At 62.6% G+C, this 23520-nt stretch carries 21 protein-coding genes; 16 read left to right on the top strand and 5 right to left on the bottom strand.

Annotated elements, in window-relative coordinates:
* The first annotated feature begins 31 nt into the window (after positions 1–31).
* Both BTN82_RS24310 and BTN82_RS24305 read left to right on the top strand, forming a co-directional pair.
* A complete protein-coding gene (locus tag BTN82_RS24310; RefSeq protein ID WP_075121619.1) occupies positions 32–661 on the top strand; it encodes a LysE family translocator in 630 nt (209 codons plus the stop codon).
* 135 nt (positions 662–796) lie between these two features.
* Entirely contained in the window at positions 797–1897 is a 1101-nt protein-coding gene (locus BTN82_RS24305; RefSeq protein WP_075121618.1) for a hypothetical protein, read from the top strand.
* Here the strand turns inward: BTN82_RS24305 and BTN82_RS24300 are convergent.
* Positions 1890–2663, bottom strand: a complete 774-nt coding sequence (locus BTN82_RS24300; protein WP_075121617.1) for an AraC family transcriptional regulator — start codon at positions 2661–2663, stop codon at positions 1890–1892. The genes BTN82_RS24305 and BTN82_RS24300 overlap by 8 nt on opposite strands.
* Before the next feature lie 86 nt (positions 2664–2749).
* Here BTN82_RS24300 and BTN82_RS24295 point away from each other — a divergent pair, with 86 nt between their 5' ends.
* The 5 genes from BTN82_RS24295 (at position 2750) to BTN82_RS24275 (ending at position 12494) form a co-directional block, all read left to right on the top strand.
* A complete protein-coding gene (locus tag BTN82_RS24295) occupies positions 2750–3934 on the top strand; it encodes an MFS transporter (protein ID WP_075122009.1) in 1185 nt (394 codons plus the stop codon).
* 190 nt (positions 3935–4124) lie between these two features.
* On the top strand, positions 4125–5807 hold the full coding sequence (locus BTN82_RS24290) for a fatty acid--CoA ligase (RefSeq protein ID WP_075121616.1): 1683 nt from the start codon (positions 4125–4127) through the stop codon (positions 5805–5807).
* A gap of 338 nt (positions 5808–6145) precedes the next feature.
* Complete coding sequence (locus tag BTN82_RS24285; protein WP_075121615.1) at positions 6146–8035, top strand: DUF1302 domain-containing protein; 1890 nt, start codon at positions 6146–6148, stop codon at positions 8033–8035.
* A 28-nt stretch (positions 8036–8063) separates the two neighbouring features.
* A complete protein-coding gene (locus tag BTN82_RS24280) occupies positions 8064–9428 on the top strand; it encodes a DUF1329 domain-containing protein (RefSeq protein ID WP_075121614.1) in 1365 nt (454 codons plus the stop codon).
* A gap of 330 nt (positions 9429–9758) precedes the next feature.
* Complete coding sequence (locus BTN82_RS24275) at positions 9759–12494, top strand: LuxR C-terminal-related transcriptional regulator (protein WP_075121613.1); 2736 nt, start codon at positions 9759–9761, stop codon at positions 12492–12494.
* Between the two features lie 35 nt (positions 12495–12529).
* Here the strand turns inward: BTN82_RS24275 and BTN82_RS24270 are convergent, their stop codons facing one another.
* Together BTN82_RS24270 and BTN82_RS24265 are read right to left on the bottom strand one after the other, a co-directional pair.
* The gene (locus tag BTN82_RS24270; RefSeq protein WP_075121612.1) at positions 12530–13813 is read right to left on the bottom strand and encodes a sensor histidine kinase; all 1284 of its coding nucleotides are present in this window, start codon (positions 13811–13813) and stop codon (positions 12530–12532) included.
* Positions 13806–14480: a response regulator transcription factor gene (locus BTN82_RS24265; protein ID WP_075121611.1), complete on the bottom strand. Its 675-nt coding sequence runs from the start codon at positions 14478–14480 to the stop codon at positions 13806–13808. Before BTN82_RS24265 ends, BTN82_RS24270 begins: the two co-directional genes overlap by 8 nt.
* 138 nt (positions 14481–14618) lie before the next feature.
* Between BTN82_RS24265 and BTN82_RS24260 the strand changes: the two genes are divergently transcribed.
* From BTN82_RS24260 to BTN82_RS24240, 5 genes are all read left to right on the top strand, one after another.
* Positions 14619–14801 carry a hypothetical protein gene (locus BTN82_RS24260; RefSeq protein WP_075121610.1) on the top strand — a complete coding sequence of 61 codons (183 nt, stop codon included), beginning with the start codon at positions 14619–14621 and terminating at the stop codon, positions 14799–14801.
* On the top strand, positions 14791–15036 hold the full coding sequence (locus tag BTN82_RS24255; protein ID WP_261793017.1) for a hypothetical protein: 246 nt from the start codon (positions 14791–14793) through the stop codon (positions 15034–15036). Before BTN82_RS24260 ends, BTN82_RS24255 begins: the two co-directional genes overlap by 11 nt.
* A gap of 165 nt (positions 15037–15201) precedes the next feature.
* On the top strand, positions 15202–15702 hold the full coding sequence (locus tag BTN82_RS24250; RefSeq protein ID WP_075121608.1) for a methylated-DNA--[protein]-cysteine S-methyltransferase: 501 nt from the start codon (positions 15202–15204) through the stop codon (positions 15700–15702).
* A 108-nt stretch (positions 15703–15810) separates the two neighbouring features.
* Positions 15811–16455 carry an MBL fold metallo-hydrolase gene (locus tag BTN82_RS24245; protein WP_075121607.1) on the top strand — a complete coding sequence of 215 codons (645 nt, stop codon included), beginning with the start codon at positions 15811–15813 and terminating at the stop codon, positions 16453–16455.
* A 114-nt stretch (positions 16456–16569) separates the two neighbouring features.
* Positions 16570–17295 carry an OmpA family protein gene (locus tag BTN82_RS24240; protein WP_075121606.1) on the top strand — a complete coding sequence of 242 codons (726 nt, stop codon included), beginning with the start codon at positions 16570–16572 and terminating at the stop codon, positions 17293–17295.
* An 81-nt stretch (positions 17296–17376) separates the two neighbouring features.
* Here the strand turns inward: BTN82_RS24240 and BTN82_RS24235 are convergent, their stop codons facing one another.
* Positions 17377–17811, bottom strand: a complete 435-nt coding sequence (locus BTN82_RS24235; protein WP_075121605.1) for a YhcB family protein — start codon at positions 17809–17811, stop codon at positions 17377–17379.
* A 144-nt stretch (positions 17812–17955) separates the two neighbouring features.
* Between BTN82_RS24235 and BTN82_RS24230 the strand changes: the two genes are divergently transcribed.
* From BTN82_RS24230 to zapE, 3 genes are all read left to right on the top strand, one after another.
* Positions 17956–18585 carry an alpha/beta hydrolase gene (locus BTN82_RS24230; protein ID WP_075121604.1) on the top strand — a complete coding sequence of 210 codons (630 nt, stop codon included), beginning with the start codon at positions 17956–17958 and terminating at the stop codon, positions 18583–18585.
* Between the two features lie 24 nt (positions 18586–18609).
* Positions 18610–19965, top strand: a complete 1356-nt coding sequence (locus BTN82_RS24225; protein WP_075121603.1) for a tryptophan--tRNA ligase — start codon at positions 18610–18612, stop codon at positions 19963–19965.
* 87 nt (positions 19966–20052) lie between these two features.
* Positions 20053–21147, top strand: a complete 1095-nt coding sequence (gene zapE, locus BTN82_RS24220; RefSeq protein ID WP_075121602.1) for a cell division protein ZapE — start codon at positions 20053–20055, stop codon at positions 21145–21147.
* A 48-nt stretch (positions 21148–21195) separates the two neighbouring features.
* On the opposite strand, the gene BTN82_RS24215 is transcribed toward zapE, so the two are convergent.
* Complete coding sequence (locus BTN82_RS24215; protein WP_186828455.1) at positions 21196–22095, bottom strand: GlxA family transcriptional regulator; 900 nt, start codon at positions 22093–22095, stop codon at positions 21196–21198.
* A gap of 244 nt (positions 22096–22339) precedes the next feature.
* Between BTN82_RS24215 and BTN82_RS24210 the strand changes: the two genes are divergently transcribed.
* The gene (locus BTN82_RS24210; protein WP_075121600.1) at positions 22340–23476 is read left to right on the top strand and encodes an acyl-CoA dehydrogenase family protein; all 1137 of its coding nucleotides are present in this window, start codon (positions 22340–22342) and stop codon (positions 23474–23476) included.
* Positions 23477–23520 lie beyond the last annotated feature (44 nt).

Genomic DNA, 23520 nt, shown 5'->3' with positions numbered 1-23520 from the left:
AGATGAAATAATTAGATACACAGGAGTGTCCATGTACCTCGCCGAGTTCTTGACCGTTGCCCTTATTCACCTGCTCGCGGTGGCCAGCCCGGGCCCGGATTTCGCCGTCGTGGTGCGCGAAAGCGTGACCCACGGCCGCCGCGCCGGCACCTGGACGGCGCTGGGCGTTGGTACGGCGATCTTCCTGCACGTGGGGTATTCGTTGCTGGGCATCGGCTTGATCGTGTCGCAGTCGATCGTGCTGTTCAACGCGCTGAAGTGGGCCGCTGCCGCCTACCTGCTGTACATCGGTTACAAGGCCTTGCGCGCGCAGCCGGCTAAACCAGCGGCCGACAACCTGCACCTGGAGGCCGGCGAGCGCACCGCTCGCGGCGCCTTTACCTCGGGTTTCGTGACCAACGGCCTGAATCCGAAGGCGACGCTGTTCTTCCTGTCGCTGTTCACTGTGGTCATCAACCCGCACACCCCGCTGGCCATCCAGGCCGGTTATGGCGTGTACCTGGCGGTGGCGACGGCTATCTGGTTCTGCCTGGTGGCAATGCTGTTCAGCCAACAGAAAGTGCGCGCCGGTTTCGCCCGCATGGGCCACTGGTTCGACCGCACCATGGGCGCGGTGCTGATTGCCATCGGGGTGAAGCTGGCCTTCACCGAAATGCATTGAACCCTTGGTGCTATCGCTCAGCGTTCGGATTTTTCTGAGCGCCAACCAAGATTAATCGTACAATCGTCCGCTTTTATGCTGCTTCGGAAGGTCGAGCCCCTTGGCCGTCCGGAGGGGCGCGAGACCGGACGCTTGATGACGATGCAAAAAGTACCGCAGCAGCTGCTCTATCTGGTGTATGGCGATAAAGAGGTTTATCGCCATGAAGCCAAGTTCAGCATTCTGACGGCCCTTGACCAGAGCAAGAGCGCCGAGCCGCTGGTGATTCGGGTCATGACCGACCGCCCCGAGGACTATCGCGGCTGGCCGGTGCAGGTGGTGCCGTTGAGCCCGCAGACGCTGATCGAGTGGCAGGGCGACCAGGGTTACTACCACCGGCGCAAGGCCTGTGCCTTTGCCGCGGGCCTTGAGCTGGCGGACAAGACCCTGTTCGTCGATACCGACACCCTGATCGAGGTCGACCCGCAACGTTTGTTCGAACGTATTGCGCCCGGTCAGTACCTGGTCGACGAAGACGAATTTCTCTGGTCCGAAGTCCGTACCCGCCCCGAGTTCGCCAAGCTCGAACGCTACCTACGGGCCAGCGGCCAATCGGTGCCCGACGAGCAGCGCCTGTTCAACAGCGGCGTCTGTGGCCTGACGGCCGGCGACGGTCCGTTGATGCAGACCTCGATTGCCTTGATCGATGAGTGGAGCACCCACATCAAGGATTTGCACACCCTGGAACAGATCGCCCTGTCGTTTGCCCTGGGCGACCGGCCGGTGGCCGAGAGCAAGAACTGCATCTATCACTATTTTTCCGACAAGGCGTTCTTCCACGCCATGCAGGCGCTGTTCTTCCAGCGTCACGGCGAAGCCTTCCGGCCGGAGCTGCTGCGCCTGCAGCGTGAGGTGCCGCGTCGCAAGCCGGTGCCTTCGTTGTTCCAGCGCTCGCGGATCAAGTTCTATTTGAAGCGGCAGGACAAGGACATGCAGAAGGTCGGGCGCGACCTCCTGTATGGCGGCAGTTGTGCGGTCTCGCCCTATATCGACGCATGTCGCCATGTCTGGTGGGACCAGGGGCTGCGGCAGATCCAGCGTCGAGGCATGAGCCAGGAGGCGTCGATTCGTGCGCTGGCGCACGGCGAATGGCCATCCGGCTGGCCCAGGCCGCGCAATCGCGAGGTGGAGAAACGCATGCGTCGCTACCTGCAGCAGCATTTGCAGGCGCACGAGACTGCCCCTGGTGCTAAGTGATGGGCCCTAGCGCCTTGAGCTGATTCAGGGTGCCGAGATATTCCCGTACTGAGGTGCCGAACAGGCGGCAGAACATCGCGCTGAAGGCCCGGGCGCTGCCGTACCCCAGGGCCGTCGCCACTTGCTGCACGCTCTGCCCGGCAATCAGCCGCGGCAGGGCTTCCATCAGGCGCAATTGCTGACGCCAGGCATTGAAACTCATCTGTAATTCCTGCTGAAACAGCCGCGCCAGGGTTCGCGAACTGGCGCCGACCTGTTGCGCCCAGTCCTCCAGGGTGTTGGCGTGATCCGGCGCTTGCAGCAGTGCCTGGCAGATGGCTTGCAAGCGCCGGTCGCGGGGCATGGGAATGTGCAGCGGTAGGTTTTCCAGGCTGGCCAGTTCTTCCAGCATCAACTGCTGGATCAGCGGGTTCTGCGCATGCTCGCGGCCCTGCACGGCCCGCAGGATCAACTCGCGCAGCAGCGGCGTGACCGCCAGTACACAGCATTGCCGCAACGTGGACGGCGACAGTTCGGGGGCGATGAACAGCGAGCGCATCTGCACGTCGCCGGCCATGAAGATCTCATGTTCCACCAGGGGCGGGATCCACACCGCACGGGTCGGCGGCAGCACCCACGCGCCCTGGGCCGTGACCACGCGCATGGTGCCGCGCACCGCATAGAGCAGCTGCGCCTCGCGATGCTGGTGCAATTCCTGGTGCGCGCCGTCGAGGTAGTCCCGTGGGTAGGCGCTGACCGGACCGTGCTGGAAGTGGCTGATTAACATGTCTGCTTCGATGACTTTATTGTCGCAAGTGCGTTTTATGGTCAACCTAGCATAACGGCACCCCTCCCATGAAACAGCGTGCCGCCATGAACCAATCTCGAAACGTTATCCGCTACATCAACGCCGCCCATGTGATCGATCACATGTTCATGCTGATCTTTCCCGCTGCCGTGCTTGGCATGACCCAGGTCTTCGGCCTCGACTATGGGGCGCTGATCGGCCTGTCCCTCGGCGGCTTCATTGCCTTCGGCGCCTGTTCGCTACCGGCCGGCTGGCTGGGCGATCGTTGGAGCCGGCGGCAGATGATGCTGCTGTTCTTCTTCGGCATCGGCGCCTCGGCGATTGTCACCGGCCTGAGCAACAGCCCGGCGATGCTGGTGGTCGGCTTGACGTTGATGGGCGTGTTTGCCGCGATCTATCACCCGGTGGGGACGGCGATGCTGGTGGCCTATGCGCAAAACCGCGGGCGGGAAATCGGTATCAACGGCATGTGGGGCAACCTTGGCGTGGCGTTTTCAGCGCTGGTCACCGGCTTGTTGGTGGCGCATTTCGGTTGGCGTTCGGCATTTATCCTGCCAGGCGCGGTGGCGATCGTCCTGGGGCTGGGCTTTGCCTGGCAGGTGCGCGAGGAACCGGTTCCTGTACGGCCCCATGTCCAGCTCAAGGGCGCAGGCGGCCAGCGGATCTCCATGGCCCTGGTGTTTGGCGCCCTGGCCCTGGCCACCGCGACCGGCGGCGTGGTGTTCAACGCGACAACCATGACCTACCCGAAGCTGTTCCAGGAACGCCTGCATGACCTGTTCGCCTCGCCGCAGACCCTGGGCCTGGTGGTCAGCCTGGCGTATGCCTTCGGTGCTGTGGCGCAACTAAGCATTGGCCGGGTGTTGCACCGTTTCAGCCTGAAATGGCCGTTTATCCTGTTGACCCTGTGCCAGGCGCCGCTGTTGTTCGGCCTGGCCCAGGTCGAGGGCTGGCCGCTGATCGTCCTGGGGGCAGCCTTTATGTTCGTGGTGTTCGGGCAGGTCACGGTGAACGATGCGATGGTCGCCAACTTCGTCGCGCCGCAGTGGCAGTCTCGGGTGTTTGCCCTGCGTTATTGCTTGTCGTTCGGCGCCAGCGCCACGGCGATTCCGTTGATTGCCCTGGTCGAACCGCGCCAGGGGCTGGCCGGGTTGTATCTGGTCCTGGGCGGTTTTGCCGCGCTGACCTTTGCTGCCGCGGTGATCTTTCCGCGTACGCCTTCGGAGGTTGCGGCAGGGCAGGCGGCGTGAAGCGAGATAGCGTCCGTGCGCTCGCCTGTGCAAGGGGCGCAGAGGCAATGCTCGGTCGTGCCGATAATGGCCTTGGGCTAGTATCGACGCGACTCTGCAAATCATCCCTTTGGCTGATTTGGCAGAGTCGGCGGCGCTCTAGAGTGAGCGCTCTTCAGCCACGACCGTGCAGTCAGAAAAAGGGATGCTTATGTTGCAGACTCGCGTTATTCCGCCAGCCGAAGGCGCCTACCAATACCCGCTGCTGATCAAGCGGCTGCTGATGTCCGGCACCCGTTACGAGAAAACCCGTGAAATCGTCTACCGGGACAAACTGCGTTACAGCTACCCAACCCTGATCGAGCGCGTGGCCAGGCTGGCGAACGTGTTGACGGCTGCCGGGGTCAAGGCCGGGGATACCGTGGCGGTGATGGACTGGGACAGCCATCGCTACCTGGAGTGCATGTTTGCCATCCCGATGATCGGCGCGGTGATCCACACCATCAACGTGCGCCTGTCGCCGGAACAGATTCTCTACACGATGAACCACGCCGAGGACCGCTTCGTGCTGGTCAACAGCGAGTTCGTCGGGCTCTACCAGGCCATCGCCGGGCAACTGACCACGGTCGAGAAAACCCTGCTGCTGACCGACGGCCCGGACCACAGTGCCGACCTGCCGAACCTGGTGGGCGAGTACGAGCAACTGCTGGCGGCGGCCAGTACCCAGTATGCTTTCGAGGACTTCGACGAAAACTCGGTGGCCACCACCTTCTATACCACCGGCACCACCGGCAACCCGAAGGGCGTGTACTTCACCCATCGGCAACTGGTGCTGCACACCATGGGCGTGTCGGTGATCATGGGCAGCATCGACAGTGTGCGCCTGCTGGGCACCGACGATGTGTACATGCCCATTACCCCGATGTTCCACGTGCATGCCTGGGGCCTGCCTTACGTGGCCACCATGCTGGGCCTCAAGCAGGTCTACCCCGGGCGCTACGATCCGGAGTTCCTGGTGGAGCTGTGGCGCAAGGAGAAGGTCACCTTCTCCCATTGCGTGCCGACCATCCTGCAAATGCTGCTCAACGCCAAGGGCGCCCTGGGCACCGATTTCGGTGGCTGGAAGATCGTCATCGGTGGCAGTGCGCTCAACCGTGCGCTGTATGAGCTGGCCAAGGCCAAGGGCATCCAGCTGACGGCGGCCTACGGCATGTCGGAAACCGGGCCGTTGGTGTCCTGCGCGCACCTCAACGAAGAGCTGCTGGCGGGGACCGAGGACGAGCGTACGTCCTACCGGATCAAGGCCGGCGTGCCCGGGCCGCTGGTGGAGGCGGCGATCGTCGATGGCGACGGCAACTTCCTGCCGGCCGATGGCGAGACCCAGGGCGAGTTGGTGCTGCGCGCGCCGTGGCTCAGCGAAGGCTACTTCAACGAGCCGCAGAAGGGCGCCGAGCTGTGGGAAGGCGGCTGGTTGCACACCGGTGACGTGGCGACCCTCGACAGCATGGGCGTGATCGACATCCGCGACCGGATCAAGGATGTGATCAAGACCGGCGGCGAGTGGGTGTCGTCCCTGGCCCTGGAAGACCTGATCAGCCGGCACACGGCGGTACGCGAAGTAGCAGTGGTGGGTATCCCCGATCCGCAGTGGGGCGAGCGCCCGTTCGCCTTGCTGGTGGTGCGCGAGGGGCAGGCGATTGGGGCGAAGGAGCTCAAGGAGCACCTCAAGCCGTTCGTCGAACTGGGGCACTTGAGCAAGTGGGCGATTCCCAGTCAAATCGCCCTTGTTACTGAAATTCCCAAGACCAGTGTCGGCAAGCTCGACAAGAAGCGCATCCGCCTCGACATCACCGAATGGCAGGCCAACAACAGCACCTTCCTTTCGACCTTGTAGACCCCTCCCGCCGTGCCCGAAAGGGCACGGTAGAGCCCACCAAGCAAGCGCTTGCCTTGTCAAATCGGAAAATTCAGCCATCCTTGCCCTGCCCGCATTTGGCGGGTTGGCGAAAGGACCGTTCCAGAGTGGTTGGTGGCTGCAAATCACACTTTAGAGGGATCAAGCCGTACCACCTGCTGGCTATAGTCCGCCCAAGGATTTTTAAGAACGGGGCAACCGCACGACATTGGGGCGATGCAACTGTGAACGACTTCGGGGCTGACTGGGCTCCGCTCGTTCAGAGCGTTTTTAAAAGTGCTCACTGCCATAACAATAAAGCACATGGAGTAGCGTCGATGACATCAGTAAACCAGTTCTGGCGCCGGGCGAAACTGCCTCTGGCTGTCAGTCTCGCCTCTACGCTCGCCGGGCCTGCCTTCGGCGTCAGTTTCAACATCGGTGAAATCGAAGGTCAGTTCGACTCTTCTCTATCGCTGGGTGCGAGTTGGTCTACCCAGAGCCCCAACAAGAATCTGATTGGTGTCAACAACGGTGGTCACGGCCTGTCCCAGACGTCCGACGATGGCCACGCTAACTTCAAGAGCGGCGAAACCTTTTCCAAGATCTTCAAGGGTATCCATGACCTTGAACTGAAATACGGCGATACCGGGGTCTTTGTCCGTGGCAAGTACTGGTATGACTTCGAACTCAAGGACGAAAGCCGCGAGTTCAAGGACATCAGCGACAGTAACCGCAAGGAAGGCGCCAAGTCCTCCGGTGGGCAGATCCTCGACGCCTTCGTCTACCACAACTACTCGATCGCCGAACAGCCAGGCTCCGTGCGCCTGGGCAAGCAGGTGGTGAGCTGGGGTGAAAGTACCTTCATCGGCGGCGGCATCAACTCGATCAACCCGATCGACGTTTCCGCTTTCCGCCGCCCTGGCGCGGAGATCAAGGAAGGCCTGATCCCGGTCAACATGTTCTACGTGTCCCAGAGCCTGACCGAGAACCTCTCGGCCGAAGCCTTCTACCAGTTGGAATGGGACCAGACCGTCGTCGATAACTGCGGCACCTTCTTCTCCCAGCCGGACATCATCGCCGACGGTTGCACCGACAACCTTCGGGTACTGAACAAGCGTTCGACCATTCCGTCCATCGCCCTGGGGCCATTGGCCGGCGCGGGCGTCGACGTCAACGAAGAGGGCGTGCTGGTACGCCGCGGTCCGGACCGCGATGCGCGGGACAGCGGGCAGTGGGGCGTGTCCTTCAAGTACATGTACGAGCCGCTCGATACCGAGTTCGGGGCGTACTTCATGAACTACCACAGCCGCGCGCCGATCTTCAGCGCCACGGGCGCACCGCAGTCGGTCTACAACCAGGTGGCGGCATTGCCTGGGCCATTCCGCGCCCTGGGCCCATTGGTGGTGGCGGGCAACTCCCAGTACTTCGTCGAGTACCCCGAGGATATCCGTCTCTATGGCCTGAGCTTCTCCACCACCCTGCCTACCGGTACCGCGTGGAGCGGTGAGATCAGCTATCGCCCGAACGCTCCGGTGCAGTTGAACTCCACCGATATCCTGTTCGCCGGCGTCCGTCCGCTGGGCGGCACCCTGGCCAATGCCTCGCTGCTCAACGGCGTGCCGGGCGAAGACCTGCATGGCTACCGCCGTAAGGAAATCACCCAGATCCAGACCACCTTCACTCACTTCTTCGACCAGGTCATGGGCGCCAGCCGCCTGACCCTGGTGGGCGAAGTCGGCCTGACCTATGTCGGCGGCCTGGAATCCAAGTCCGACGTGCGCTACGGCCGCGACCCGGTCTACGGCCCGGGCGAACTGCCGGCCACTGGTGGCCTGGACACCTGTTCGCAGATCCTCAACACCAGCACCATCAACGGTGCCGGCGCGGGAGCCGCGACCAACAACCGTAGCCGCAATTGCACCAACGAAGGGTTCACCACACCGACTTCCTGGGGTTATCGCGGTCGTGCCATCTGGGAATACAACGACGTGTTCGCCGGTGTGAACCTGAAGCCGAACGTGGCCTGGTCCCATGACGTCAGCGGTTATTCGCCGGGCCCTGGCGGCAACTTCGAGGAAGGCCGCAAGGCCATCAGCCTGGGCGTGGATGCCGAGTACCAGAACACCTACACCGCGAGCCTGGCGTACACCAACTTCTTCGATGGCAAGTACACCACCGTGGATGACCGTGACTTCGTGGCCCTCAGTTTCGGCGTGAACTTCTAAGCACTGCATTTTCAGGAAGAACCAGAATATGAAAGTAACCAAGAGTCTGTTGCAGGTCGGTGTCCTCGGGCTGTCGCTGCTGGCGACCGGGGTCATGGCCGCGGTCTCGGCTGATGAAGCGGCCAAGCTGGGGACCTCCCTGACGCCGATGGGTGCGGAAATGGCCGGTAACGCTGCCGGTACCATTCCGGCCTGGAAAGCCTTGCCGACCAACGCCGGTAGCGTGGACAGCAAGGGCTTCCTGGCTAACCCGTATGCCAGCGAGCAGCCGCAGTTCACCATCACCGCGCAGAACGTCGAGCAGTACAAGGACAAGCTGGCGCCGGGGCAGTACGCGATGTTCAAGCGCTACCCGGAATCCTTCAAGATGCCGGTCTACCCGTCCCATCGCGGTGCCACCGTGCCGGCTGACGTGTTTGCCGCGATCAAGGAAAACGCCACCAAGACCAACCTGGTCAGCGGCGGCAACGGCCTGGAAAACTTCAAGACCGCCATACCCTTCCCGATTCCGAAGAGCGGCGTGGAAGTCATCTGGAACCACATCACCCGCTATCGCGGCGGCAGCGTGACCCGCCTGGTGACCCAGGCCACGCCACAGGCCAACGGTTCGTTCAGCCTGGTGTACTTCCAGGACCAGTTCGTGTTCCGCGACAAGATGAAGGACTACGATCCGGCGAACCCGGGCAACATCCTGTTCTACTTCAAGCAGAAAGTGACCGCGCCGGCACGCCTGGCCGGTGGCGTGCTGCTGGTGCACGAAACCCTGGACCAGGTGAAGGAGCCGCGTTCGGCGTGGGTCTACAACGCCGGCCAGCGTCGTGTGCGTCGCGCCCCGCAAGTGTCCTATGACGGTCCGGGCACCGCGGCCGACGGCCTGCGTACCTCCGATAACCTCGACATGTACAACGGCGCGCCGGATCGCTACGACTGGAAGCTCGAAGGCAAGAAGGAGATGTACATCGCCTCCAACAGCTACAAGCTCGACTCGCCGCAACTGAAGTACGCCGACATCATCAAGGCCGGCCACATCAACCAGGATCTGGCGCGTTACGAGCTGCGTCGTGTCTGGCATGTGGTGGCGACCCTGAAGGAAGGTCAGCGCCACATCTACGCCAAGCGTGACTTCTACATCGACGAAGACACCTGGCAGGCTGCCGTGATCGACCACTACGACGGTCGTGGCCAGCTGTGGCGCGTGGCCGAGGCCCATGCCGAGAACTACTACGACAAGCAAGTGCCGTGGTACGCCCTGGAAACCCTCTACGACCTGCAGTCCGGCCGTTACCTGGCGCTGGGCATGAAGAACGAAGAGAAGTCGGCCTATGATTTCGGTTTCACCGCCACCACCAGCGACTTCACCCCGGCGGCCCTGCGCCAGGACGGCGTTCGGTAACCTGCAATAAAATCGAGGCGCATCCTCGATCGACGCCCCGACTGGTTCGGGGCGTTTTTTTGTCTGCGTTTTTTCTACACGACGGGCGGATGGCCCCTCTGCAGGAGCGAGCGTGCTCGCGAAAAAATCGCCCAGATAACATCGGCCGGCGATCAGTCCCGGCTGTTCCCATCGCGAGCAAGCTCGCTCCTACAGGGACGTTGGGAGGGCTGAAAAATCCGGTTGTAGTCTTTTTCTATCCATCTGTAGCAAAAATCTTCAACCGATGGCCTTTTACCGCTAGTCTGCCGACATCTGTGTTGCCGACAAGCATTTCAACAAGAGTTGGCCATGACTGATCTGTCCCGTATCCAGGGGCCTGCCGGTGCCGCCATTGCCGCACCGGAAGGGCGCTTCTACCGACCACCCTTGCCCGACGCCTACGTACTGCGGCCGCGTCTGTGCGAGCGTTTGAGTGCGGGCCTCAATGGCCGGCTACTGCTGGTCAGCGCACCGGCCGGCTTTGGCAAGAGCTCGCTGGCGGTGGAGTTTTGCCAGGGCCTGCCTGAGCATTGGCGTAGCCTGTGGCTGGGGCTCAGTCGGCGGGACAACGATCCGGGGCGTTTTCTCGAACGCCTGCTTGACGGGTTGCAACAGTACTTCCCGTCATTGGGCGGCCAGTCCCTCGGGCTGCTGAAAATGCGCCAGCGCCACCAGCCCTTTGCCTTCGAAGAATGGCTGGACGGCCTGCTCGACGAATTGGCGATCCACCTTTCCAGCGCGTCCCCATTGTTACTGGTGCTGGACGATTACCACCTGGCCCAGGGCCCGGTGCTCGACCGTTGCCTGCAGTTCTTCCTCAACCATTTGCCCGACGGCCTGTTGGTGCTGGTGACCAGCCGCCAGCGCCCGGACTGGCACCTGGCGCGCTTGCGGCTGTCTCGGCAATTGCTGGAACTGCACGAGCAGGACTTGCGCCTGACCCACGACGAATCCATGGCCCTGCTCGACCGCCACAGCAGTTCGCTGCGCGGCGAGGCGCTGGAAAGCCTGATCCTGCGCAGCGAAGGCTGGGTGGCCGGTTTGCGCTTCTGGCTGTTGGCGGCCTCGGAGGCGGGCAGCGGCGGAATCCTGCCGCAGTCGCTGAATGGCGGCGAGGGGCTGATTCGCGATTATCTGCTGGAAGAAGTCATCGATTGCCTGCCGCCCGAGGTGCAGTCGTTCCTCTACGACACAGCGCCGCAGGAGCGTTTCTGCAGCGAACTGTGCGATGCGCTGCGCGAGTCCCACGACAGCGCGGAGATCCTGCGCTACTTGCTGGCCCACCAGGTGTTCCTGGTGCCGCTGGACGAACAGGGACGCTGGTACCGTTATCACCATCTGTTTTCCGACCTGCTGCGCACCCGTCCCACGGCCAATGCGGTACTGCCGTCGGCCAGCCTGCATCTGCGGGCCTGTCGCTGGTTCAACGCCCAGGGCCTGCTGGACGAAGCGGTGGAGCAGGCATTGCGCGCCGGGCATCTGGATGTGGCGGCGAACCTGGTGCAGAACCTGTCCGAGGAGCAACTGCTGGCCGAGCAGAACGTCGGTATGTTACTGCGCTGGAAAATGGACTTGCCCGACAGCCTGCTGATCAGCACCCCGCGGCTGATCGTGCTGTACAGCTGGGCGTTGGGGCTGGCTTGCCAGCTGGATGCCGCGGAGGAGCTGGCCAGCCATCTGAGCCGTTTCCTGCCGGCGCCTTCGGCCACCGCGCAGAAGTCCATGCTGGCGCAATGGCTGGCCTTGAGCGGCATCATCGCCCGTGGGCGCGGGCATCGCGAACTGACCCTGCTGTATTGCACCGAAGCCTTGGAAACCTTGCCGCAGAAGCGTTACGGGCAGCGCTTGGTGTGCCTGTCGACCCTGTCCAACCTGGCCATCGCCGATGCCGACTTGTGGCGTGCCCGCGGGCTCAACCGCGAGTCCCTGGAACTGGCGCAGCGGGTCGGCAATCCGCTGTTCGAGGCCCTGGCCCACTACGATCGGGCCCGGGTGCTGCAAGCCCGCGGGGAGATCCTGCGGGCGCTGGACGAAGTGCGCCAGGGCTTGCAGCGCTTGTACGGGCTTTCCACGCAGCGCCTGTACGCGGTGCGCGCCCGGCTGACGCTGTATGAAGGTTATCTGCTGGTGCTGCGCAGCCAGCCGGAAGCCGGGCTGGCTCGCTTGCAGGCCGGGCTGGTCGAGGCCCGGGCCTGTCGCGATATCAGCGTGCTGATCGGCCATTGCGTGATCGCCAACCTGGAAGGGTACAGGGGGCAGTTCGCCAAGGCCTTTGCCGAACTGGCCGAGGCCGAACGCCTGATGCACATCTGGGACGTACCGCCGATCTACTACCTGGCGATGATCACCCTGGTCAAATGCGAACTCTGGCTGGCCCAGGGCCGCACCGACCTGGCGCAAGCCTGGTTGGCCCGCCTGGGGCAGACCTATACCGGCGAGCAGGCCGCCGCCGCGCCGGAATTTCATCCGCAGTTGCCGTTGCACATCGAGTTGCAACAGGCCTTGCTCGACAGCCGTCAGGGCGAGCCGGCCCTGGCCGAGCAGCGGTTGGACAAGCTGGTGGAGCACGGACGGCAGACCGGGCGCCAGATGCTCAGCGTGATGGCGTTGAATCAGAAGGTCGCATTGCTGTTGGTCCAGGGCCTCGATAGCGAAGCACGCCAGGCCTTCGCCCAGGCGTTGGAAGCCGCTGCGGGTGGGGCGGTACAGCCGTTCGAGTGGGCGCTGCGGACCCATCCGGAGTGGCTGCGCGAGCAACTTCACCACAGCCCGGCGACACCCTTGCGCCAGACCCTGCTCGAACGCCTGCCGGCTGCGGCGGTACGCGAACCGCTGGAGCAGAATTCCGGCGAGACCCTCAGTTCCCGTGAGCTGGCGGTGTTGCAGTTGATCGCCCAAGGCTGCTCCAACCAGGAAATCAGCGATCAGTTGTTCATCTCGCTGCACACCGTGAAAACCCACGCCAGCCACATCAACAGCAAGCTGGGAGTCGAGCGTCGTACCCAGGCCGTGGCCCGGGCCCAGGAATTGGGCCTGCTGGGCTAGGCGTCCTGCCGGCGAGAGTCAACGCAAGATGGCTTCTAGAGATCCGGAGCGGCGAACTCCAGGGTGACGCAGAAGTGCTGCTGTTCGGCAACGACGTCGATCTGCCAGCCCAGCCGGGCACACAGCTGGCGCATCAGCTCCAGGCCCAGGCCATAGCCGAAATCGCCGGAAGGCTCGACTTGCCGGGTGTCCCGGATGCGGTTGACGATGCGCAGTTGCGGATACTGGAAATGGATTTCGATGCTGCCGTCGTCGGCGTATTGCAGGGCATTGCGCAGGAAGTTGCCGACCACGATGCGGCACGCGGTGAGGGGCAGTCGGCAGGGATCGCTGCTGATATCGAGCAGCAGCTCGATGTCCCGGCTGCCGATCAGGTAGCGGTGTTCTTCGATCAGCTCGTTGAGCAGCCCGTTCATGTCGATGGCTTCGTCGGGCAAGGCCTCGGGGAGCTCGCGGCTCATCCACAGCAAGGTCTCGGCGATGCGCTGCATGTTCAGCACCGAGCGTTCGATACGCTGCAGGGGCAGGGGCAGGGCGCCGCCGGATTGCAGGGTCAGCAGCTCGATATTGGCCTTCAGCACCGCCAGCGGGGTGCGCAGTTCATGGCTGGTGTAGCGCAGCAAGCGGCCTTCGCGCAGGCTGGCGGCCTGTACCTGCTGCACGCTCTGGGCCAAGGCGTCGGCCAGCATGTTGAACTCCTTGAAGCTGAAGTTCGGACGCTCGCCGGACATGGCGTCCGGGTCTTTCAGGGTGGTGGACCACTGGGCGAGCCGCCCCAGCGGCCGGACCAGCCACCAGACCAGCAGGGCAATGATGATCAGCGCCGGAACGAACACCGCGAGGCTGATGAAGTTGACGCTGCGTAGCTCGCGGTCGATGTAGGCGTCGGACAGCGGCGTTTCGACCTCACCGCCTTCCTCCTGGTCATGGTCGACGTCGTACATGTACAGCGTCTTGCCGTCTGCCAGGGGCTGGGCCAGGACGGCACGGCTTTCATCGTCGTCGGCGTCACCGAACACCCGGACCGCGCCGAAAGACAGGCTGGGCGGCGTATCCAGCCGCTGGCGGATCAGCTCCGGCAGCGCTTCCTTGCCGATGACGCTGGTGTAGAAATAGTTGTGCGGTGGGGGCGTGCTCGGGTCCTTCTGGTAGTGCCTGGCGAAGTACTGGGCCTCTTCTTCCATCATGGCGCTGGCGGTATAAAGCAGGCCACGCACGCTGTATTCCGGCAGTAGCAGGCTGTAGATCACCAGCACCACGGCGATCAGCAACAGGAAGCTGCCGCTGATCACCCATTTCAGACCCAGGCCCTTACGCATAGGGCCTCAGCTGTACGCCAACGCCGGGAAGGGTGTGGATCAGCGGTTGGCTGAAGGCTTTGTCCACGGTCTTGCGCAAGCGATGCATGTGCACCTTGAGGGTGTTGCTGTCCGGCGGCTCGTCGCCCCAGATGCTGGCTTCCAGGCGTTCACGGGTGACCGGTTCGGGGCCCGCGCGCATCAGGCATTCCAGCAGGGTCCAGCAGGTGGGCGAGAGGTGTAGCTCCTGGCCGGCGCGGCTGATCTTGCGCGTGGACAGTTCCATGACCAGGTCGGCCACTTGGAGGCGGTTGGTCTGGCCGCTGCGGCGCATGCTCAAGGCACGGATCCTGGCCACCAGCTCGGCCAGCTCGAAAGGCTTGACCAGGTAGTCGTCGGCCCCGGCGGAAAAACTGGCGAGCTTGTCCGACAGGGCATCCAGCGACGTCAGCATCAGGATGGGCGTCTGGCTGCCTTGTTGGCGCAATTGTTCGCACAGCTGCTGGCCGTTGAGCCGCGGCAGCATGATGTCCAGGAGAATGACGTCGTAGTGTTGGCTCAGCGCCAGGTTGAGGCCGGTTTGACCGTTGCTCGCGTGGTCGCAGACGATGCCGCCGATCTCCAGGTATTCAATGACGGTATTGGCCAGGTCGAGGTTGTCCTCGACCAGCAGCAAATGAATATGCATGGAAACGTGCCCTCGAACCTCTGTCGCTCAGTGGGCCGAAGGATAGCGGAGTCTGGCGCTTTTCTGTCGATGTTTACCCGGCGTTAACCCGCTGCTTTCTAAGCTGGCGCTCTTGTTAATCCAGAGCGCGACACTGCTATGAACCTGTCTTCGGTGATCAAGGGAATCCTGCTGGTCCTGATTCTTTTCGGTTTGATGGCCTGCGTCCTGCCTGCCAGGACATCGTTGGTACGCCTGGGGGATGGCGGGGCCTGGGGCTGGTTTCTGATTGGGCAAAACGCCGCGCCGGCAGGGTCGGATTATGTCGCCCATGCATTCTGAGGGCACCAGCGCCGGCTATGTCGATCAACTGGTGCTGTGTCTGGTGCTGATTCTTTGCGTGTCGATTGCGCTGGGGGTCTATATCGTCCGCTTCAACGCCCGCATCGACCAGCAGCGGGAGCTTTCGCCGGTGCCTTTGCTCGAGTGCGGCAAAGGTCGCGGGGCATTGATCGTGGCCCCTCATGGCCAGCACAGCAGCAGTGACAATTGCTACCTGATCGAAGAGGATGACTAGCCTTGGTGCCCTGCCTGCGCCCGGAATGGACCGTGGGGGTTCAAGCGCAAGAAACGAAGTTCTTGCGCTTGAACCCCGGTTTACAGTGAAGGCGTACTGAGGAAAGGGCGACAAACCGCAAGGTTCCGGGCCCGGCTTCCTTGGCGGACTGAAAGGAGACCCAGCATGTCCTGCGTATTCAAATTGATGCACTCGCCCGTCGGCCAGCTGACCCTGGTTGCCCGAGGCACGAAACTCGCCGCGATTCTCTGGGAATGCGAGCGGGAAAACCGCGTGCGTCTCGGCCCCTTGCAGCAAGCCGAGGATCACCCGGTGCTGCTGGAAACCGAGCGGCAACTCAACGAGTACTTTGCCGGCCGGCGCGAACGTTTCGAGCTGGAGCTGGACTTTGTCGGCACCGAGTTCCAGCGCAAGGTCTGGCAGGCGCTGTTGACCATTCCCTTTGGCGAAACCCGCAGCTACAGCCAGATCGCCGTGCAGGTGGGCAGCCCCAAGGCGGTGCGTGCGGTGGGCGCGGCCAACGGCCGGAATCCGATCTCGATCATTGCCCCCTGCCATCGGGTGATCGGCGCCTCGGGCAGCCTCACTGGCTTTGCCGGGGGCTTGCAGGCCAAGCAGTTCCTGCTGGCGCTGGAAGGTGAGGAAACCTTGCAGTTGGCGTTCTGACAGCGAGCGGCTGTCGCTTCGGGAGGGGCGGCAGCCATCGTGGCCTGTGGATAAAGTCCTGGCGGCAAGCTGTGCGAGAATGGCCCATCGATTTTTCAGGAACACCCCATGGAAACCGCCAAGCCACGTCTTATCCGCGAAACCTTCCCCGTCGGCCCCTTGCAGTGCAACTGCACGATCATCGGCGACCCCGTCACGAAAAAAGCGATTGTCGTCGACCCGGGCGGCAATCCCGAGCTGATCATGGCGCGCCTGGAGGCCCTGGGTCTGAAGGTGGTGAGCATCATTCACACCCACGCTCACCTGGATCATTTCCTGGCCTCGGGGCAGATGAAGGAAAAGACCGGCGCGACCCTGCATCTGCACAAGGAGGATCAGTTCCTCTGGGACAACCTGGAAATGCAGTGCGGCATGTTCGGCGTGCCTTACACGCCCGTGCCGGCACCGGACCGCTGGCTGGCGGACGACGAAGAGCTGGCCTGCGGCTGCGGTGTGGCCCTGCATACGCCGGGGCATACACCGGGTTCCATGAGCTTCTGGTTCGCAGAGGCTAAGCTGCTGATTGCCGGTGACACCCTGTTCAAACGAGGGGTAGGGCGCACGGACCTGTGGGGTGGCGACCAGGCCACTATCGTGCGTTCGATCAAGCAACGCCTGTACACCCTCGACGAGGACGCTATCGTGGTGGCCGGGCATGGTCCGGACACCCGTCTGGGCGATGAAATGCGTGAGAATCCTTTCGTCAGGGCCTGACCTTTGCTGTCAGAAGTTTCACGGAATTTTTGTCATTGGCCGTGTTCCAACGCCAGCAAAGGTCTGTTGCCAACGTCCGCTGCATCACAGAATGTAAAAAGTAGGAGCTTCTCCATGTTCACCTCGCGTCGTTTGATCGTTGTCGCTACCGCTGTGGCCTTGTTGTCCGGCTGTGCTTCGCCTAACCCTTATGACAATCAGGGGCAGGCCGACGGCTCCACGGGCATGAGCAAAACTGCGAAATACGGTGGCCTGGGGGCCTTGGCCGGTGCGCTGGCCGGTGCCGCCATCGACCACAACAACCGTGGCAAGGGCGCGCTGATTGGCGCTGCGGTGGTGGGCGCTTCCGCCGCCGGCTACGGCTACTACGCCGACCAGCAGGAAAAGAAACTGCGTGCCAGCATGGCCAATACCGGGGTCGAAGTTCAGCGCCAGGGCGATCAGATCAAGCTGATCATGCCGGGCAACATCACCTTCGCCACCGACTCGGCGAACATCGCCCCAAGCTTCTATCAGCCGCTGAACAACCTGGCCAACTCCCTCAAGGAGTTCAACCAGAACCAGATCGAGATCGTCGGCTACACCGACAGCACCGGCAGCCGCCAGCACAACATGGACCTGTCCCAGCGTCGGGCCCAGAGCGTGGCGACCTACCTGACCTCGCAAGGGGTCAGCGGCGCCAACCTGTCGGCCCGTGGCGCCGGTCCGGATAACCCGATCGCCAGCAACGGCGACGTCAATGGCCGCGCGCAGAACCGTCGCGTGGAAGTGAACCTCAAGGCGATCCCCGGCCAGCAGTACCAGCAGCCTCAGGGCCAGACCTACCAGCAGTACCCGTAACCCGCCCGGCTGAACCCCAGGCATGAAAAAGCCCGCCCGATCAGTGATCGGGCGGGCTTTTTTACGGCGTCTGGAACGTGCTTACTTCTTCAGGCCGTAGTGCTCGTCGAGCATGCCAGGCGCGTTCGGCGACTTGGGCGCGTAGTCCCGTGGCGGTTCCTGGTCGCGTGGCGGCGTCAGGCGTTCCCGTGGAGCCTGCACCGAGTCGGAGTGCAGCGCGGCCAGCAGGCGTTGGCGGGTCTGCTCGTCCAGGGCCAGGCGGTTGGCGCCCTCGGCGAGATGGTCCTGCACTTCCTGATAGCTTTGAGTGAGTTTTTTCACCAGCGTAGCGGTGCTGTTGAAGTGGGTGACCACTTCGTTCTGATAGCTGTCAAAACGTTCCTGAATATCATCCAGCTGACGTTGCGTGCTGTTAGGCGCGGCATTCGGCAGCAGGCGAGCGACCAGAAATCCAATGGCGACACCCGCGATCAGGGCAAGAGTCGGCAACAACCAAACTAAGAGCGAGTGTTCCACGAGTCCTTCCTCTATAAACGGCTTTGCTTTACGTTAACGGCTCGAACCTGCGCTGTATACCGCGATTCACTCGCAATAGATTGGCACAGACAATTGGCTAGACGAGTCGACCCGATTCGAGGTCACGGAGTTCCTTCCTTGCTTATGCGTGAAACCCCCGTAGTGATTGCCGGCCCGGTCGGCCAACTGGAAGCCCTTTACCTGGAGGTCGCCGACGCCCGCGGCGTGGCGCTGATCTGCCATCCGAACCCGGTGCAGGGCGGCACCATGCTCAACAAGGTGGTCTCGACCCTGCAACGCACGGCGCGCGATGCCGGTCTGATCACGTTGCGTTTCAACTACCGTGGCGTCGGCGCCAGCGAAGGCAGCCATGACATGGGCAGCGGTGAAGTCGACGATGCCCAGGCGGCGGCCGAATGGCTGCGGGCCAAACATCCGGAACTGCCGATGACCTTGCTGGGTTTCTCTTTCGGCGGTTTCGTCGCCGCCAGCCTCGGCGGGCGCCTGGAAGCCCAGGGTGAACAGCTCAAGCACCTGTTCATGGTCGCCGCGGCCGTGATGCGTTTGCGCGATACCGACCTGCTGCCGCAGAACTGCCCGCTGACCCTGATCCAGCCGGAAACCGACGAAGTGGTCGACCCACAGTTGGTCTACGACTGGTCCGACGCGCTTGAACGCCCCCATGAGCTGCTGAAAGTGGCAGAATGCGGGCACTTTTTTCATGGCAAGCTCACCGATCTCAAGGATCTGCTGCTGCCGCGACTCTCGAATTGATTGCAGTCTGATAAGCGATTACCCATGACTACTCGTACGCGCATCCTCACCGGCATCACCACCACCGGCACACCGCACCTGGGCAACTACGCCGGCGCCATCCGCCCGGCGATCCTCGCTAGCCGCGACAGCAATGCCGACTCGTTCTACTTTCTGGCCGACTATCACGCCCTGATCAAGTGCGACGATCCGCTGCGTATCCAGCGCTCGCGCCTGGAAATCGCTGCGACCTGGCTGGCCGGTGGCCTGGATGTGGAGCGCGTGACGTTCTATCGCCAGTCGGACATCCCGGAAATCCCCGAGCTGACCTGGCTGCTGACCTGCGTGGCCGCCAAGGGCCTGCTCAACCGCGCCCACGCCTATAAGGCGTCGGTGGATAAAAACGTCGAGGCCGGCGAAGACCCGGACGCCGGTATCACCATGGGCCTGTACAGCTACCCGGTACTGATGGCCGCGGACATCCTGATGTTCAACGCGCACCAGGTGCCGGTCGGTCGCGATCAGATCCAGCACGTGGAAATGGCTCGCGACATCGGTCAGCGTTTCAACCACCTGTTCGGCCAGGGCAAGGAGTTCTTCACCCTGCCCGAAGCGCTGATCGAAGAGAGCGTCGCCACCTTGCCGGGCCTCGATGGCCGCAAGATGTCCAAGAGCTATGACAACACCATCCCGTTGTTCAGCAGCGCCAAGGACATGAAGGACGCGATCTCGCGCATCGTCACCGACTCGCGCGCGCCTGGCGAAGCCAAGGACCCGGACAGCGCCCACCTGTTCACCCTGTACCAGGCGTTCGCAACGCCGGCCCAGGCTGCCGAATTCCGCAGCGAATTGTTGCAGGGCCTGGGTTGGGGCGAGGCGAAGAACCGTCTCTTCACGCTGCTGGACAACGAACTGGGCGAGGCGCGCGAGCGTTATCACCAATTGATCGAGCGTCCTTCGGACCTGGAAGACATCCTCCAGGCCGGCGCCAAGAAAGCCCGTGCCGTGGCCACCCCGTTCCTCAATGAGTTGCGCGAAGCCGTGGGCCTGCGCTCATTCGTCAACCAGGTACAAGTGGCGGCGACCACCAAGAAGAAAGCAACCAAGGCGGCGCGTTTCGTCAGCTTCCGCGAAGACGACGGCAGCTTCCGTTTCCGCTTGCTGGCCGCCGATGGCGAGCAATTGCTGCTGTCGCGTCACTTCGCCGATGGCAAGGCCGCCGGCGTCGTGACCAAGCAGCTACAAGCCGGCCAGGCACTGGATCTGCGCAGCGAGGCCCTGAGTTTCAGCGTCTGGCTGGAAGGCGAGTGCGTGGCCGACAGCCCGGCCTTTGCCGACGCCGCCAGTCGCGACGCGGCGATCGATGCGCTGCGCCTTGCCCTGGCGCCCGCGCAGGACTAACCGCAATCTCCCGACCAAGGGCTGATTGCCATTCTCAAGGGCCGTCGCTACAGTGACGGCCCGTTTTTGTTGCCTTGCTAACGAATTATGACGCCCCTAGAACGATACCAAGCTGATCTGAAACGCCCGGAGTTCTTCCACGACGCCGCGCAGGAAACCGCCGTGCGTCATTTGCAGCGCCTGTACGACGACCTGATCGCAGCGTCGAACAACAAGCCGGGCCTGCTGGGCAAGCTGTTTGGCAAGAAAGACCAGGCGCCGGTCAAGGGCCTGTATTTCTGGGGTGGCGTGGGGCGTGGCAAGACGTATCTGGTCGATACCTTCTTTGAAGCCCTGCCGTTCAAGCAGAAGGTCCGGACTCACTTCCACCGCTTCATGAAGCGCGTGCACGAAGAGATGAAGACCCTGGGCGGCGAGAAGAACCCGCTGACCATCATCGCCAAGCGCTTCGCCGACGAGGCCCGGGTGATCTGCTTCGACGAGTTCTTCGTGTCCGATATCACCGATGCCATGATCCTCGGCACGCTGATGGAAGAGTTGTTCAAGAACGGCGTGACCCTGGTGGCCACCTCGAACATCGTGCCGGACGGTCTGTACAAGGACGGCCTGCAACGCGCGCGTTTCCTGCCGGCCATCGCGCTGATCAAGCAGCACACCGAGATCGTCAACGTCGACAGCGGCGTCGACTACCGCCTGCGTCACCTGGAGCAGGCCGAGCTGTTCCACTTCCCACTGGATGAAGTGGCTCACGAAAGCCTGCGCAAGAGCTTTCGCGCGCTGACGCCGGAATGCACCCAGGCCGTGGAAAACGATGTGCTGATCGTCGAAAACCGCGAAATCCGTGCCCTGCGCACCTGCGACGACGTGGCCTGGTTCGACTTCCGCGAACTGTGCGACGGCCCGCGCAGCCAGAACGACTACATCGAACTGGGCAAGATCTTCCATGCCGTGCTGGTCAGTGGTGTCGAGCAGATGAGCGTCGCCACCGACGACATCGCCCGGCGCTTCATCAACATGGTCGACGAGTTCTACGACCGTAACGTCAAGCTGATCATTTCCGCCGAGGTCGAACTCAAGGACTTGTACACCGGCGGCCGCCTGACGTTCGAGTTCCAGCGTACCCTCAGCCGCCTGTTGGAAATGCAGTCCCACGAGTTTCTTTCGCGGGCGCACAAGCCTTAAGGGGCAGCCAGATAAAAAGAAGGGCCTGCATTGCAGGCCCTTTTTCATTTACGCGGCTTGTTGGTGAAACTGCTGCCGGTACTGGTTCGGCGACAGTTCGGTGTGCTGGCGGAACAGGCGGGCGAAGAAGCTCGCATCGTCGTAGCCGACCTCGTAGCTGATGGTCTTGATGCTTTTGCGCGACCCGGAGAGCAGGCCCTTGGCGGTTTCGATGCGCAGGCGTTGCAGGTAGTGCAGCGGCTTGTCGCCAGTGGCGGTCTGGAAGCGGCGCATGAAATTGCGGATGCTCATGCCGTGTTCGCGGGCCACGTCCTCGAAGCGGAACTTGTCGGCGAAGTGCTCTTCGAGCCAATGCTGGATCTGCAGGATGATCACGTCCTGATGCAGCTTCTGGCCGCCGAAGCCGATACGGCCCGGAGAATAGCTGCGCTGCACTTCATAGAGGATGTCGCGGGCCACGGCCTGGGCAACGTTGGCGCCGCAGAAGCGTTCGATCAGGTAGATATACAGGTCGCAGGCCGAGGTGGTGCCGCCGGCGCAATACAGGTTGTCGGCGTCGGTCAGGTGCTTGTCCTGGTTGAGCTGGACCTTGGGGAACCGCTCGCTGAAGGCATTGAAGAAACGCCAGTAGGTGGTGGCTTCCTTACCGTCGAGCAGCCCGGCTTCGGCGAGCCAGAACACCCCAGTGGCTTCGCCGCAGAGCACGGCGCCACGGGCATGCTGTTGGCGCAGCCAGGGCAGGATCTGCGGATAACGCTGGCAGAGCGTTTCGAAATCGTCCCAGAACGCCGGGAGGATGATCACGTCGGTATCGCCCAGGGCGCCGTCCACCGGCAGGATCACGTCGCTGAAACTGCACACTGGCTTTGCGTCGGGACTGACGAGGCGGGTTTCGAAGGCCGGGGTCAGGCCATGGCCCAGCTGCTTGCCGTAGCGCAGGCTGGCCAGGTGGAAGAAGTCCTTGGCTTGCATGAGGGTGGAGGCGAAAACGCGGTCGATCGCCAGGATGCTGACGCGCCGCAAGGGCGTGGAGGTTTGGTTAGACATAATTCAATTGTTCTTATAGGGGAAAGTGGTCACCAGACGGCTGGATCGTCTTATTTTTTGTCGGATGTGTCCAGTGTCCTGTGTTGCATGCGTGGGCTTAGGCTCTGTGGGCCAATCCCGGCCGCCAACAACGACAGGTAGTCCAATGATTCCCAGAACCTTGTTCAGCTCCGAGCACGAACTCTTTCGTGACAGCGTGCGTACCTTCCTGGAAAAGGAGGCCGTACCGTTCCATGGGCAATGGGAAAAACAGGGTTACATCGACCGTGCCCTGTGGAACAAGGCAGGCGAGGCGGGGATGCTCTGCTCCCATCTTCCCGAGGAGTACGGTGGCCTGGGAGCCGACTTTCTCTACAGTGCGGTGGTGATCGAGGAGGTGGGGCGGCTGGGCCTGACCGGTATCGGTTTTTCCCTGCATTCCGACATTGTCGCGCCCTACATCCTGCATTACGGCAGCGAGCAGTTGAAACACAAATACCTGCCGAAACTGGTGTCCGGCGAGATGGTGACGGCCATTGCCATGACCGAACCGGGCGCCGGTTCCGACCTGCAAGGGGTCAAGACCACCGCGGTGCTGGACGGTGACGAATATGTGATCAATGGCTCCAAGACCTTTATCACCAACGGCTACCTGGCCGATCTGGTGATCGTCGTGGCCAAGACCGACCCCAAGGCCGGCGCCAAGGGCACCAGCCTGTTCCTGGTGGAGGCTGGTACACCAGGCTTTTCCAAGGGCAAGCGCCTGGAAAAGGTCGGCATGAAGGCCCAGGACACGTCCGAGCTGTTTTTCCAGGATGTCCGTGTGCCCAAGGAGAACCTGCTAGGGCAGGCCGGGATGGGGTTTGCCTACCTGATGCAGGAGTTGCCGCAGGAGCGCCTGACTGTGGCGGTGGGAGGGCTGGCGTCGGCCGAGGCAGCGCTGCAGTGGACCCTGGAGTACACCCGCGAGCGCAAGGCCTTCGGTAAGTCGATCGCGGACTTCCAGAACACCCGTTTCAAGCTGGCGGAGATGGCCACCGAGATCCAGATTGGCCGGGTTTTCGTCGATCGCTGCCTGGAGCTGCATCTGCAGGGCAAGCTCGACGTACCGACCGCCGCGATGGCCAAGTATTGGGGTACCGACTTGCAGTGCAAGGTGCTCGACGAGTGCGTGCAGTTGCACGGCGGCTACGGCTATATGTGGGAATACCCGGTGGCCCGGGCCTGGGCGGATGCGCGGGTGCAGCGCATCTATGCCGGGACCAACGAGATCATGAAGGAAATCATCGCGCGGTCTCTCTAGCGCATGGCTGCTTCCTGTAGGAGCGAGCTTGTTCGCGATCAGCG

The sequence above is a fragment of the Pseudomonas chlororaphis genome, assembly GCF_001921865.1.
In the GTDB taxonomy this organism is placed as follows: Bacteria; Pseudomonadota; Gammaproteobacteria; order Pseudomonadales; family Pseudomonadaceae; genus Aquipseudomonas; species Aquipseudomonas chlororaphis_D.
Note: the sequence above shows the minus strand (reverse complement) of the source record. Positions and strands in the feature narration are given on the sequence as shown.